This window comes from Pseudomonas sp. A014 (assembly GCF_052378495.1).
Lineage (GTDB): Bacteria > Pseudomonadota > Gammaproteobacteria > Pseudomonadales > Pseudomonadaceae > Aquipseudomonas > Aquipseudomonas machongensis.
Genome location: NZ_CP199001.1, coordinates 3,334,770 through 3,348,390 on the forward strand (window position 1 = coordinate 3,334,770; position 13,621 = coordinate 3,348,390).

The 13,621-nt window shown below is 66.9% G+C and carries 8 protein-coding genes; all 8 read left to right on the forward strand.

What is annotated here, in order from left to right; all coding sequences use genetic code 11:
- The first annotated feature begins 18 nt into the window (after positions 1-18).
- The 8 genes from ACTYOL_RS15140 to ACTYOL_RS15175 all read left to right on the forward strand — a co-directional run bounded on the left by ACTYOL_RS15140 (position 19) and on the right by ACTYOL_RS15175 (position 13,601).
- Positions 19-1,242, forward strand: coding sequence for an acyl-CoA dehydrogenase family protein (locus tag ACTYOL_RS15140; RefSeq protein ID WP_444756520.1), 1,224 nt, complete (start codon positions 19-21; stop codon positions 1,240-1,242).
- A gap of 70 nt (positions 1,243-1,312) precedes the next feature.
- Positions 1,313-3,088, forward strand: a complete 1,776-nt coding sequence (locus tag ACTYOL_RS15145) for an ABC transporter ATP-binding protein (RefSeq protein WP_444756521.1) — start codon at positions 1,313-1,315, stop codon at positions 3,086-3,088.
- Positions 3,081-4,925 (forward strand): ABC transporter ATP-binding protein, encoded by a 1,845-nt coding sequence (locus ACTYOL_RS15150; RefSeq protein ID WP_444756522.1) that lies wholly within the window; start codon positions 3,081-3,083, stop codon positions 4,923-4,925. The genes ACTYOL_RS15145 and ACTYOL_RS15150 overlap by 8 nt, the downstream gene beginning before the upstream one ends.
- A 206-nt stretch (positions 4,926-5,131) precedes the next feature.
- The gene (locus tag ACTYOL_RS15155; RefSeq protein ID WP_444756523.1) at positions 5,132-6,280 is read left to right on the forward strand and encodes an LLM class flavin-dependent oxidoreductase; all 1,149 of its coding nucleotides are present in this window, start codon (positions 5,132-5,134) and stop codon (positions 6,278-6,280) included.
- Between the two features lie 20 nt (positions 6,281-6,300).
- Positions 6,301-7,368: an ABC transporter substrate-binding protein gene (locus tag ACTYOL_RS15160; RefSeq protein WP_063545205.1), complete on the forward strand. Its 1,068-nt coding sequence runs from the start codon at positions 6,301-6,303 to the stop codon at positions 7,366-7,368.
- Complete coding sequence (locus tag ACTYOL_RS15165; protein ID WP_054891493.1) at positions 7,365-8,423, forward strand: ABC transporter substrate-binding protein; 1,059 nt, start codon at positions 7,365-7,367, stop codon at positions 8,421-8,423. Before ACTYOL_RS15160 ends, ACTYOL_RS15165 begins: the two co-directional genes overlap by 4 nt.
- Before the next feature lie 384 nt (positions 8,424-8,807).
- Positions 8,808-11,063 carry a TonB-dependent receptor gene (locus ACTYOL_RS15170; RefSeq protein ID WP_063545207.1) on the forward strand — a complete coding sequence of 752 codons (2,256 nt, stop codon included), beginning with the start codon at positions 8,808-8,810 and terminating at the stop codon, positions 11,061-11,063.
- 90 nt (positions 11,064-11,153) lie between these two features.
- Positions 11,154-13,601, forward strand: coding sequence for a TonB-dependent receptor plug domain-containing protein (locus tag ACTYOL_RS15175; protein ID WP_197890968.1), 2,448 nt, complete (start codon positions 11,154-11,156; stop codon positions 13,599-13,601).
- Positions 13,602-13,621: the final 20 nt, after the last annotated feature.

Genomic DNA, 13,621 nt, shown 5'->3' on the forward strand with positions numbered 1-13,621 from the left:
CCCCATCGAGGAAACCCCATGACAACGCCCACCCACCGCCGCCTCACCAGCGAAACCGAGGCCATCGAAGTCGCCCGCCAGGTTGCCGAGGAAATCGCCGCCATCGCTGCCGACCCACGCAACAACGGCCAACTCCCTCGCCGCCAGGCTGAGCTGCTGTCCAGCAGCGGCCTCACCGCCATCGGCGTGCCTGCGGCACTCGGCGGGCTCGGTGTCTCCGTCGCCACCCTTGTCGAAACCGTGCGCCTGATCTCGGTCGCCGACGGTGGCGTGGGCCAATTGCTGCAGATTCACAACGTCATGCTGCGCGGCGTCGTCAGCGGCTATCCGGATGAAGTACGCGATCGCCTGGTCGCCGACCTGCTGGCTGGAAAGCGCCTGGGCAATGCCCTGGCCGAGGTCGGCGGCAAGAACAAGTTCGCCCTCAAGACCCGCGTCGAGCGCCGCGCAGACGGCAAGCTGGTGCTCAACGGCAGCAAGTTCTACTCCACCGGCGCCTATCTGGCCGAGTGGATCTCGCTGACCGCCGCCAGCGACGACGGCGGCGTTGGCGTGCTGCTGCAGCGCGATACGCCAGGCCTGACACTGATCGACGATTGGGACGCTTTCGGTCAGCAGAACTCGGTCAGCGGCACCGTCAACTTCGAAGACATCGTCCTCGACGAGCGCTATCTCTCGCGCCGTAACGGGCCGATGAAGCGCACCGGCCTGACCTTCCCGCAGATCCTCCACGCGGCCATCGACACCGGCATCGCCGCCGGCGCCCTGCAGGCGGCCACCGCCTACCTGCGCGAGCATGCCCGGGCCTGGGTTGAAAGCGGCGTCGAACGGGCCAGTGACGAGCCCCATGTGATCCGCCAGATTGGCGAATACGCCGTGGCCCTGCGCGGGGCAGAGTCGGTGCTGCGCGATGCCGCACGGGTGTTCGACGAACACGAGCGCGACCCGGAGAACAAGGCGTTGCAGGACGAACTGATCCTCTCGGTGGCCACCGCCCGCGCCCACGCCGACAGCGCCTCGCTGAAAATCGCCAGCGACCTGTTCTCGCTGCTGGGTGCCAGCGCCAGCCTGAGCAAGTGGAACCTCGATCGCTTCTGGCGCAACGCGCGGGTGCACACCACTCACGATCCGATCCGCTGGCGCCTGCACAACGTCGGCAATTACTACCTCAATGGCGCGGATCCCGGCGAGTACACCGCCATTCTCAATGCCAAGGAGGCCCAGGGCGCGACGCGCCGCTGAATCCGCAGCGGCCACGTCGCTGGGCAAGCCCGTGCCGTGGCCGGCACATCCACTCCCTTCGGACACCTGTATGCCCCACCCTCTGCTGCGCGCCCTGGCCATCTACCGCGAGATGCCCTGGCGCTTTCTTCTGGTCGCCCTGCTCTACATCGCCGGCAACCTCGGCCTGGTCTGGCAGCAATGGCTGATCGGCCATGCCGTCAACGACGTCAGCGCCGGTCAGGCCGTGGTTCGCCAGGCCGACGGCAGCCTCGACGCCAGTGTCGCCTGGTACTGGCTATGCCTGTTGCTGGCCATCGCCCTCGGCCGTGGCCTGCTGCAGTACGCGGCTGCCGTCCTGTCGCTGGTGCTCAGCCAGGCGCTGCTCACGCGCCTGCGCGAACGTATCCTCGAACAGGTACAGGCCCTGCACCTGGGCTACCACTGGCAGCACGGCATGGGCGAACTGGTGACCCGTACCACCCGCGATGCCGACAAGGTCCGCGATGCGCTGATCACCTTCTGGCGGCAGATCGTCGAAACACCCCTGGTGGTGCTGGCGGTGGTCGGCCTGCTGGCCTGGTACGACCCACTGCTGGGCCTGGTACCGCTGCTGCTGACCGGTGTCGGCCTGTGGTTGTTCGTGGTACAGACCGAGCGCCTGGTCACCCTCGACCGCGCCGTAGGTGCCGCCTATGACCAGGTCAGCCAGGACCTCGCCGAAGGCATCGGCGGCGTGCGGGTGATCAAGGCCTTCGGCCTGGAACAGACACGCATCGAACGCTTTGCCGCGCAGGTGGCGGTGTTCTCCGGGCATGCCCGTGCCGCCCTCGCCTACGCCGCCTCGCGCATTCCCCTGCCGCAGGCGGTGGTGGCGCTGGGGCACGCCTGGGTGTTGGTCCATGGCGCTCACCTGGTGGCGAACGGGCGGCTGGGAATCGGCGAGCTGGTGACCTCGCTGCTGCTGGCCACGACCTTGGTATTTCGCATCGAGGGCATCGGCCGGGTCATGCAGACCTTCGCCGACGCCCGTGCCAGCGCCGAGCGCATCTGGCAACTGCTCGACGAACCGCCAGCGATCAGCAGCGGCCCTCAGGCCTTGCCCCGAGGGCCGTTGGGCCTGAAGTTCGAGAAGGTACGGGTCGGCGCGCCGAACGGCGGACGTGACATCCTGCACGACTGCTCGCTCACCCTTCAGCCCGGCGAAGTGGTCGCGCTGGTGGGCGCCACCGGCACCGGCAAAAGCCTGCTGGCCAGCCTGTTGCCACGCCTGGCCGATGTTCAGGGCGGTGCCGTGCTGATCGGCTCCGAGCACCACGGCTGGCAGGATGTGCGTGGGTTGGACCTGGCAGAACTGCGTCGTCGCGTGCAGGTGCTGCCCCAGGAAAGCTTCCTGTTCTCCGACAGCCTGGCGGCCAACCTGCGACTGGCAGCCCCCCACGCCAGCGACCAGCAACTGCGCGAGGGCCTGCGACTGGCTGCGGCAGAGGACATCCTGGAGCGTCTGCCCCATGGCCTGGATACACCGCTGGGCGACCGTGGTGTAACGCTCTCCGGCGGCCAGCGCCAGCGCCTGTGCCTGGCCCGCTCGCTGCTCGGCACCCCGGACATCCTCTGCCTGGACGACGCCACCAGCGCCCTCGACGCCCACGCCGAGCGCCGGGTCTTGGACAACATCCGCCGCCTGCGCGGCGATCAGGGCCACGCCCCCACCCTGCTGCTGATCACCAGCCGCCTCTCCACCCTGCTGCTCGCCGACCGCGTGCTGGTGCTGGACAACGGCCGTATCGCCGCCAGCGGCAGCCACGCCGAACTCAGCGCGCACAACGCCCATTACCGCGACCTGCTGGGGATCGAGCATGACTGAGCCACGCAAGACCCCGAGCGACCTCGAGATCGAACAGACCCTCGCCCGCCAGGCCCTGGACCGCGGCATGCTGCACCGCCTGCTGCCGCTGATGCAGCCGATCCGCAGCGCGATCCTGACCGTGATCGGTATCGAGCTGCTGCTGGTGTTCACCGTGTTTCTGCGGCCCTGGTTCGTGCGCGAGCTGCTCGACCGTGGGCTGATCCACGACGGCGACCACTGGCTGCTGGACGAACGCCTGGTGCTGTGGCTGGGCCTGGCCCTGGCGGCCAGCTGGCTGGTGCGTTTCCTGCTCGCGGGGGTGTCGCAGTTCATCGCAGGCTCCGCGGCGATACGCGTGCTGAACGATCTGCGGGTGAAGGTGTTCAGCCATGTCCAGGCACTGTCGGTGAGCTACTTCGACCAGACCCGCGCCGGGCGCATCATCTCCCGCGCCGACCGTGACGTGGATGCCCTGGAGCCGTTGCTGGTACAAGGTCCGCCGGAGCTGCTCGGCGCCCTGCTGCGCTGCGGCCTGGCCTCGGTGATGCTGTGGCGCATCGAGCCAAGCTTCTTCTTCAGCCTGGCAGGTACGGTGCCGCTGCTGGTGCTGGCGACCTGGCGCTTCAAGCGCATCTCCCAGCGCAACTGGGCAAAGGTTGCCGAGCAGCGAAGCCGCTTCACGGCGCACCTGGTCGAGAGCGTCAACGGCGTGCGGCTGATCCAGCAGTGCGGTCAGGAAACGGCCAATGCGCAGCGTTACCGGCGCCTGCTGGAAGACTTCAACCAGGCGCTGATCCGCGGGAGTTTGCGCGCGGGCTGGTTCGCCCCCTTCACCGCGCTGCTCAGCACCGCCGGCATGGCCGTTCTGTTGCTGGTCGGCGCCCATGGCCTGGCGCAAGGCACGGTCAGCGTCGGCCAGGTGGCCGAGAGCCTGTTCTATGTGTTCCTGTTCCTCGGCCCGCTGCAGGAGCTGTCGGACCTGTTCGAACGCTACGCCACAGGCTCCGCCTCGGCCCAGCGAATCTTTCTGCTGCTCGACACCCGCCCGCAACTGCTCGACCCGGACCGCCCTCGACCGCTGGGCCGGGCGCGCGGGCAAGTGGATTTCGAGCAGGTCGAATTCGCCTATCACCCCCAGGCCACAAGGCCGGTGATCGACCGCCTGGACCTGCACGTGCCCGCAGGCCAGGTGCTGGCCATCGTCGGCCCCTCCGGACATGGCAAGAGCACCCTGGTGCAGTTGCTGACGCGCTTCTACGACGTGCACGCTGGCGCGGTGAAGCTGGACGGCATCGACCTGCGCCACCTGTCGCAGCACGACCTGCGGCGCAATGTCGGGGTGGTGCTGCAGGACAACGTACTGTTCAGCGGCAGCATTCTCGACAACCTGCGCCTGGCCGCACCGCAGGCTGATGACGCCCAGCTGATTGCCGCGGCGCGCGAGCTGGGCGCTGACGAGGTGCTGGAGCGCCTGGCGCAGCAATACCACACCGAAGTCGGCGCATTGGGCTCTCACCTGAGCCATGGCCAGCGCCAACTGGTGTGCCTGGTGCGGGCCTACCTGGCCGACCCGGCGGTACTGGTGCTGGACGAAGCCACTTCGGCGGTGGATGTGCATACCGAGCGGCGCATCCAGCAGGCGCTGCGACGCCTGTGCGAAGGGCGCACGGCGATCGTCATCGCCCACCGCCTGGCGACCATCCGCGATGCCGACCGGATTGCCGTGGTGCGCCATGGACGGGTTGTGGAGCACGGATCGCACGGCCAGTTGCTAGCCTTGGATGGTGCTTATACAGCGCTGCATGACGCCTACATGCGCAGCGCCGCAGCGCTCGAAACACCCTCGCAACCCTGAAGTCGCACGTGCAGGGCCTCGGGGGATGGCAACGGCGCACCGCAGCGCCCTGCTGCTCCCCCAGCAACCATTGCTGGCGGGGTGTTGCCACAGACGCACCCCGCGCCCCTCGCATCGCCCGAGCCCGCGCCCCACGGGGTGCGCCGCGGCAATGGCACAGCCGTTGCACCGCTGCATCCATTCGCTCATTGCTCACAGGAGCCCCCATGTCCACCGAATTCTTCTGGCGCCTGCCGCTGGGCACCGACGGCCCGCAGTTGTCCACCGACCGCCACAACCGTGGCGCCCCCCGGCACCGCCCCGGCAACATCGCGCCGGGGCGCCTGCACAGTGGCGAGGCCGACGGTTTCAGCTACATCGACTACATCGCCCAGGTGGCCAAGGCCGCCGAACTGGCCGGTTTCGAAGGGGCGCTGCTGCCCACGGGGCCGGAGCCGTGGATCGCGGCGGCGGCATTGGCGCGCGAGACCCGACGCATTCGCTTCCTGATCGCCTTCCAGGCCACCTGGACCCTGCCCGCCTACGCTGCGCAACAGGCTGCGATCCTGCAGAACCTCAGCGGTGGGCGGCTGGACTGGAACATCATCACCGGCGGCAATCCCGCCAGCCAGCGCGCCAATGGCGACTTCCTCGAGCACGACCTGCGCTACAAGCGCACTGGCGAATTCCTCGACGTGATCCAGGGCCTGTGGTCCAACGACAGCTTCTCCTACCAGGGTGACATCTACCGCCTGGAGCACGGCAGCCTGCCGCCGGGCCTGCAGCACGAGCGCAAGCCGGGGGTGTATTTCTCCGGGTTCTCCGACGCGGCACTGGAGGTCGCCGCGCGTCACGCCGACGTGTACCTGAACTGGGCCGAGCCGATCGACAAGCTCAAGCCGCACCTTGAGCGGGTTCGCGAACTGGCCGACAAGCAAGGGCGCAGTGTGCGCTTCGGCCTGCGTGTCGACCTGTTCGCCCGCGAGACCGAAGACCAGGCCTGGCGCGAGCTGCGTCAGCAGTTCGAGCGCCTGGAGGGCACGGCCAGCAGCACGGCGAAACGCTTCATCACCGGCTCCGATTCTGTCGGCGGCGCACGCCAGGCCGCTTATCACCAGCACCTGGAAGGCTTCGACGAGTTGATCCTGGCCCGCAACCTCTGGGCCGGTTTCGCCAAGGCCAAGCCCGGCCCGACCGTAGGCCTGGTCGGCAGCCACCAGAACATTGCAGAACGCCTGGCCGAATACCGCGATGCCGGTTTCTCCACCTTCATCCTGGCCGCCAACCCGCACCTTGAAGAGGCGCTGCGCATCGGCCAGGAAGTGCTGCCGCTGGTGCAGCAACCGGCCTCCACCCCTTTCAAGGCCCGCGCCTGAATCCTTGCAGAGACCCCACCATGAGCCATCCCCTCGACACCCTCTGGTACACCCGCTGTCCGGTTCCCACCGGGCTTGGCATCGCCGTCCAGCAAGGCTGGCTGCAGGCCGACCTGTCTGCCCTCGGCACCCAGGTCCAGTCGCTGCGCGAAGCCGACGACCAGGCCGTGCGCGAATCGCACTTCGACCACAGCCTGCGCAACTCGGTGCGCCATGGCGGCAGCATCCCGGCGATCTGGGCCCGCGCCCAAGGCCGCGAAACCCGCGTGATCGGCCTGTCGTGGGCAGACGAGGCGCAGTTGATCCTGAGCCTTCCGGGCAGTGGCATCCGCACGGTCAAGGACCTTGCCGGGCGGCGCTTCGGCCTGCCCGACTGGGCCGCGGCACAGATCGACTTCACCCGCGCCCAGGCCCTGCGCGGGCTGGAAAACGCCTTGCGCCTCGAGGGCCTGCAGGTGGGGGATGTACAGTTGGTCAACTACCGCTACGACGGCACCTTCAGCGACCGCCCGGTGCGTAACGTGGCCGGCACGCCGGTCTCCACCACCCAGACGGCCGGACGCAATCTGGAGTTGGCCGGGCTACTGCGTGGCGAGGTCGACGCGATCTTCCTCAAGGGTGCCAGCGCCGTACAGTTGGCCCATGCCTTTGGCCTGCACACGGTGATCGACACCGGTGCCCATCCCGACCCGCTGGTGCGCAGCAATAACGGCACCCCGCGCACCCTGGCGGTGGACAGCCACCTGCTCGCCCAGCATCCGCAGGTCGCCCGTACGATCCTCGCCGCCGTGTTGCGCGCCGAAGACTGGGCCCAGCGACACCCTGACGAAACCCGCCGCTACCTGGCCCGCGAAACCAACAGCAGCGAGTACTGGGTCAGCGTCGCCTATGGCAACGATGCCCACCTGCGCCTGCGTACAGCCCTGGACGAGCAGGCCCTCGCCGCCCTGCAGGACTTCGTCCACTTCCTCAAGCGCTGGCGCTTCATCCCCGCCAGTTTCACGGTCAGCGACTGGATCGACCGCGGCCCACTGGACGCGTTGCTGGCCAACACCCCTGCCATGGAAAGGACCTCCGTCGCCCTATGAGCAAGCCACTGGAAACCCTCTGGTACACCCACAGCCCGGTGCCCACCGGGCTCGGCATCGCCGTGCAGTCCGGACGCCTGGCCCAGGCGTTTCAACCGTTCGGCACCAATATCCAATCACTGCGCGAGTCCAGCGAACGGGAGGTACGCGAAGCCCACTACGACCATCACCTGCAGAACTCGGTGCGCCACGGCGGTAGCATCCCGGCGATCTGGGCCTATGCCAGCGGCGTCCAGACCCGGGTGTTGGGGCTGTCGTGGATCGACGAGGTCCAGCTGATTCTCACCACCGAAGAAAGCAGCGTGCGCACAATCCGCGACCTGAAGAATCGCCGCTTCGGCCTGCCGAAATGGGCCAACGTGCAGATCGACTTCACCCGCGCCCAGGCCCTGCGCGGCCTGGAAAACGCACTCAAGCTCGAAGGCCTGTCGGTGGCCGATGTCGAGCTGGTCGACTATCCCTACGGCGGCACCTACAGCGACGACCCCAAACACCACCTGCACGGCTCCGCCGTCAGCCTGGGCACCAGCCGCTTCAGTCGGCGCAACAACGAACTGATCGGCCTGCTGCGCGGCGATATCGACGCCATCTTCCTCAAGGGTGCGCACGCGGTCAGCCTGGCCCACGAGTTCGGCCTGCGCGTGGTGGTCGATACTGGCAGCCATCCCGATCCGCTGATTCGCAGCAACAACGGCACGGCGCGGACCCTGACGGTCGATACGCACTTGCTGCACGAGCATTTCGACGCCAGCGTGACCCTGGTCGATACGGTGCTGCGCACCGAGCAATGGGCCTGGGCCAACCCCGAGGAGACCCGGCGTTTTCTGGCCCGTGAGCTGAACACCAGCGAGTACTGGGTGGCAGCCGCCTATGGCGAGGATGCCCACCGGCGATTGCGCACCACCCTGGACAATCGCTCGATCGAGGCGCTGCAGGACTTCACCGAATTCCTCCACCGCTGGGGGTTCATCCCGCAGCGCTTCGACGTGCGCGAGTGGATCGATTTCAGTGTGCTGGAGAAGGTGATCGGCTCGACGTCGCGGCTGGCGGTCTGAGCGTAGGTCCACATAGGGCGTAACGGCCCTGAGCACCGGGGGCTGTGCCTGTCTTGTTCAAAATCTAAAGGCCAGCCCACCCTCTGTGGGAGCGGGCTTGCCCGCGAAAAAGACACCGCGCTGCCTGGCACGGGCTACGCCCGTGTTCGCGGGACAAGCCCGCTCCTACAAGGGCCACGCCGACCTGCTGCCCAAGCAACATCCCCCCGCCCCATTGCTGCCCCAGCAGCACCCCGCAAACAGCCCCTTGCTGCCCCGCCCGCAACCGCGCCGAAAAGCGTTCTTTCAATCAAAGAAAATCAATATAAATCAATCACTTGCAGATACTGGCACAGTCCCTGCTCTACCCCTCCCCAACAACACTTGAAACACGGGGAGAACCACATGCACCAGCTCAATCCTCTGGCCCGCCAGATAGGCCTGGCCCTGCTGCTGGCCGGTGCCGGCAACCAGGCCTACGCCGCCACCGAAACCAGCGAAGAAAAGAAAACCGAACCCGCCCTCGAAACCGTCACCGTCACTGCCCAGCACCGCGAACAGACGCTGCAGGAAGTGCCCGTCGCGGTCTCGGCGATCAAGGGCACCCAGCTCACCGCCGACGGCGTTCGCTCGATGGGTGACATCACCACCTTCGTGCCCAACGCCTCGGCCAAGAACCCCGATGGCGACGGCCGCCCACGCTGGTACATCCGTGGCCTGGGCACCGGCGACACCGGTGCGGCGACGGTCTATCCAGTGGGCATCTATGCCGACGACGTCTACCTCAACGCGCCCATTGCTGGCGGCGGGCCGCTGTTCGACCTGGAACGCATCGAAATCCTGCGCGGGCCACAGGGCACGCTGTACGGCAAGAACACCACGGCCGGCGCCGTGAACGTCATTTCCAAGAAGCCGACCTTCGACACCGACGGCTACGGCACCGTCGGTTTCGGCAGCAAGAACGAGCGCATTCTCAACGGTGCACTGGGCGGCACCCTGGTGGATGAAAAGCTCGCCGGCCGGGTGTCGCTGTATTCCGAGGAGCGCGACGGCTTCCAGAAGAACGACTTCGATGGCAATACCTATGGCGACGTGAACAAGAAGGCCATTCGCCTGCAGTTCCTCGCCCAGCTCAACCCCGATCTGGATGCCCTGCTGAAGCTGCACAGTCGCCAGTTCAAGGGCGATGGCAGCAACGGCTCGCTGCCAGTGGGCCGTTACTACAACGTCGGCTACCAGCGCCCCAATGGCCGCGACATTTCGCTCAACGTCAACGAGGACTATCGCCTCGACCACGATGGCGCCTCGCTGACCTTCAACTGGTACCTGGGCGACTACACCCTGACCTCGATCAGCGCCTACGACTACATCCGCAACCGCTCCACCACCGACGCCGACTACACCCCCTATGAAGTCAACGGCGCCTCGATCACCGACAACGCCTATCGCCAGTGGTCGCAGGAGCTGCGCCTGGCCTCGCCGCAGGACCGCCCCCTGCACTGGCTGGCCGGCGCGCATTATTTCCACGAGAACCTCGACAGCTCGGCCCAGCGTATAGTCGCGCCTGGCCCGACGCCCAACGGCACCGGTTCCAACCAGGTCGGCAGCACCGCCTATCGCAACCAGGACTTCGACCACCGCACCGACAGCTATGCGCTGTTCGGCAACGTCACCTATGACTTCACCGATGCCTTCAGCCTGACCGGCGGCCTGCGCTGGACCCAGGAGAAAAAGGATATCGACCTGGACCTGGTGCAACTGACTCGCGCCACCGCCAATGGACCGCTGATCCCCATCGCAGGCGCTGGCAGCAATGGCAATCGCCAGCAGGACAAGACCTGGGAGGCCTGGACCTACGACCTCACGCCCGAGTACCGCATCAACGACAACCTGCGGGTGTTCTTCCGCTATGCCCATGGCTTCCGTTCTGGTGGCTTCAACACCGGGCTGTCCACCAGCCTGGCGCAGTTGACCACGGTGGATCCGGAGGAGCTCGACGCCTACGAGCTGGGCCTGAAATCCGAGTGGTTCGACCGGCGCCTGACGGTCAACGCCAACGTCTTTTACTACGACTACTCGGATATCCAGGTGAACCTGCTGACGGTCAACAACGGCGTGCTGACCACCGCCTTGACCAACGGCGCCAAGGGCAAGGTCAAGGGTGCGGAGCTGGAGATCGAGGGCCAGCCCACCGAACGCCTGCACCTGCGCGCAGCGCTGTCGTTCCTGGACACCGAGTACACCGACTTCAAGAACGTCAACCCCGCCACCGGCGCGGTGACTGCCGACTACAGCGGCAACAGCTTCGTGCGTTCGCCACGCAACGTGGTCTCGCTGGGCGCCGACTACACGCTGCCCCTGGATGTGCCAGGGCGCGTGGTGGCCGGCGGCGACGTGAGCTTTCGCGACAAGGAATATTTCCTGGCCGACCGCCAGAGCAGCGGCGCCGACGAAACCCTCAGCCAGCCCCACTACACCCTGGCCAACGCGCGCCTGAGCTGGTTCAGCGCCGACGACAAGCTCAGCGTCACCGGCTTCGTCAACAACCTCACCGACCGCCGCTACCAGGTGCACGGCCGGCCCAACGGCACCGCCGGGCAGTACGTGATCACCTACGGCGATCCGCGCACCGTAGGGCTTAGTGTCACCAGCCGGTTCTAGGTCGCTCTTGCGGGCCCTATCGCGGGCAAGCCCGCTCCCACAAGCGATAGGGTCAGCACAACCAACACACACTTCCAGCAGGAACCCCAGATGCCCCACCACACCCCCTTGGCACGCGCCATCGCCGTGGCCATCGCCGGCTTCGCCGTGCCCGCTTTCGCTGCCGAACCCAACGACCGACTCGACACCGTGGTCGTCGTCGGCACCCATAGAAGCGATGTGACCGCCCTGCAAAGCGCCGCCCCGGTCGACGTGCTCAGCGGCGAGAAACTGCGCGAGACCGGCGCCAGCGACCTGTCTGGCGCGCTGACCGCGTTGTCGCCGTCGTTCAGCTTCCCGCAATCGCCACAGGGTGCCTTCGCCGGCTCCATCGCCCAAGGCGCCTCGCTGCGCGGGCTGGCCTCCGACCAGGTGCTGGTGCTGGTCAACGGCAAACGCCGCCATACCAGCGCCAACGTCACCCGCCAGGGCCTGGTCAATGGCCGTGGCGCCGCCGCCGTGGACCTGAGCCTGATCCCGCTGAGCGCTATCGAGCGGGTCGAGATCCTGCGCGATGGCGCCGCCGCCCAGTACGGCTCGGACGCCATCGCCGGGGTGATCAACATCGTGCTCAAGGAACGCGACGACGGCGGCAACATCGGCTATCGCTTCGGCGGCTACGACAAGGGCGACGGCCTGCAGCGCAAGCTCAGCGGCTGGAAAGGCTTTGCCCTGCCCAACGATGGTTTCCTCACCCTGGCCTTCGATGCCGGCAGCCAGGACCCGGCCAGCGACACCCGCGATGACAACCGGATCTTCTACCCCGGCGACACCAGCATCAACACCCCGCGCGAGCAGAACAACCGCTACCGTAACTGGCGTTGGGGCTCAGGCAATGTGTCCGATCAGTACAATTTCACGGCCAACGCCGAGACCGGCCTTGGCGCCGGGCTGACGGCCTACGGTTTTGCCAGCTACGCGCACAAGAACACCGATGCCGAGGGCTTCTTCGACCCGCCCACCACCCTGCGCAACAACTACGGCAGCACAGCCCTGGCCCGCTATCCCGATGGTCGCCTGCCGATCACTCGCTACGGCCTGGAGGACTACGCCGCCACCGGTGGCCTGCGCTTCGAAGACGCCACCCTGGGCAACTTCGACCTGGCCTTGAACTACGGCAACAACCGCCTCGACTCCACCGACCGCGACGCCATCAACCCCAGCTGGGGCGCGGCCAGCCCGTCGACCATCCATACCGGCCGACGTGAAGCCGACCAGACCAACCTGACCCTGGACTGGACCCGCGATTTCGCCACGGACCTGCTGTTCAAGCCGCTGACGGTCTCTGCAGGCCTGGCCTGGCGCAAGGAGAACTACGAGCTAACCGCTGGCGACGCCGCCGGCTGGTCCAACGGCCCGCTGTTCAACACCCTCGACCCGATCACCGGCCGTCGCCTGCCGGGCTACTACTCGGGGATCACCCAGGTCGATGCCGCTTCGCTGGATCGTCGGGTGATCGGCGCCTACTTCGACCTCGAAGGGCAGATCACCGAGAAATTCCAGGCCGGACTGGCCGTGCGCAGCGAGCATTATTCGGACTTCGGTGACACCACCAACGGCAAGCTGTCGCTACGCTATGACTTCACGCCGCAGATCGCCGCGCGGGCCAGCGCCAGCACCGGTTATCGAGCACCGTCCCTGGTGCAGAGCGGGCTGTCGTCGTTCAGCGTACAAGTCGTCGAACAGCCGCCTGGCAGCGGCAACTGGGTCGAGGTGCAGCAACGTACCCTGCGTGCCGACAGCCCTGAGGCACAGCTGCTCGGGGGCAAGGCGCTCAAGCCCGAGGAGTCGACCAACTTCTCCGTGGGGCTGGTCTGGCGCCCGCTGCCCAACGCCTCGCTGACCCTCGATGCCTATCGCATCGACATCGACAACCGCATCACCCTGTCGGACCAGTTGCCGGCCTCGGTGGTCTCGCCGATCTTCGCCGGTACGCCCTACGCCAATATCCAGAGCGCTGCGTTCTACAGCAACATCGCCGACACCCGCACCGATGGCATCGAGCTGGCCGGGCACTACGACCTGGACCTGGGTGCCTGGGGCCGGGTCAACCTCAACGGTGGCTATGCGCGCAATAACACCCGCATCACCGGCCTGGACAGTGTCGGCGGCATTCCCGGCAACCAGATCATCGGTCGCAACACCCAGGGCCTGATCGAAGACGGCACGCCCAAGGACAAGCTGACCCTGAGCGCCAACTGGCTGTACGACGGCTGGAGCATCACCCTGGCCCAGCGTCGCTATGGTGAATGGAAGAGCCTGAACGCCAGCAACCCGACGCTGGACCAGACGTTCAGCCCGCAGTGGGTGACCGACCTGGACGTGTCGTACCGCCTTGACCTGGGGCTGACCCTGTCGGTCGGTGCGATCAATCTGTTCGACAGCCACCCGGACAAGCTCGAAGGCGCGCAGCTGTATGGTGTGCCGAAGTATTCGATCACCAGCCCCGAGGGCGCACAGGGGGCGTTCTACTACACCAGCCTGAGTTACGACTTCTGAATCGGCGCGCGCCCCACTGC

Coding starts and splice junctions, on each gene's coding strand:
- ACTYOL_RS15140 (WP_444756520.1), top strand. CDS start 19: ATGACAACGCCCACCCACCGCCGCCTCACCAGCGAAACCGAGGCCATC.
- ACTYOL_RS15175 (WP_197890968.1), top strand. CDS start 11,154: ATGCCCCACCACACCCCCTTGGCACGCGCCATCGCCGTGGCCATCGCC.
- ACTYOL_RS15165 (WP_054891493.1), top strand. CDS start 7,365: ATGAGCAAGCCACTGGAAACCCTCTGGTACACCCACAGCCCGGTGCCC.
- ACTYOL_RS15170 (WP_063545207.1), top strand. CDS start 8,808: ATGCACCAGCTCAATCCTCTGGCCCGCCAGATAGGCCTGGCCCTGCTG.
- ACTYOL_RS15150 (WP_444756522.1), top strand. CDS start 3,081: ATGACTGAGCCACGCAAGACCCCGAGCGACCTCGAGATCGAACAGACC.
- ACTYOL_RS15155 (WP_444756523.1), top strand. CDS start 5,132: ATGTCCACCGAATTCTTCTGGCGCCTGCCGCTGGGCACCGACGGCCCG.
- ACTYOL_RS15145 (WP_444756521.1), top strand. CDS start 1,313: ATGCCCCACCCTCTGCTGCGCGCCCTGGCCATCTACCGCGAGATGCCC.
- ACTYOL_RS15160 (WP_063545205.1), top strand. CDS start 6,301: ATGAGCCATCCCCTCGACACCCTCTGGTACACCCGCTGTCCGGTTCCC.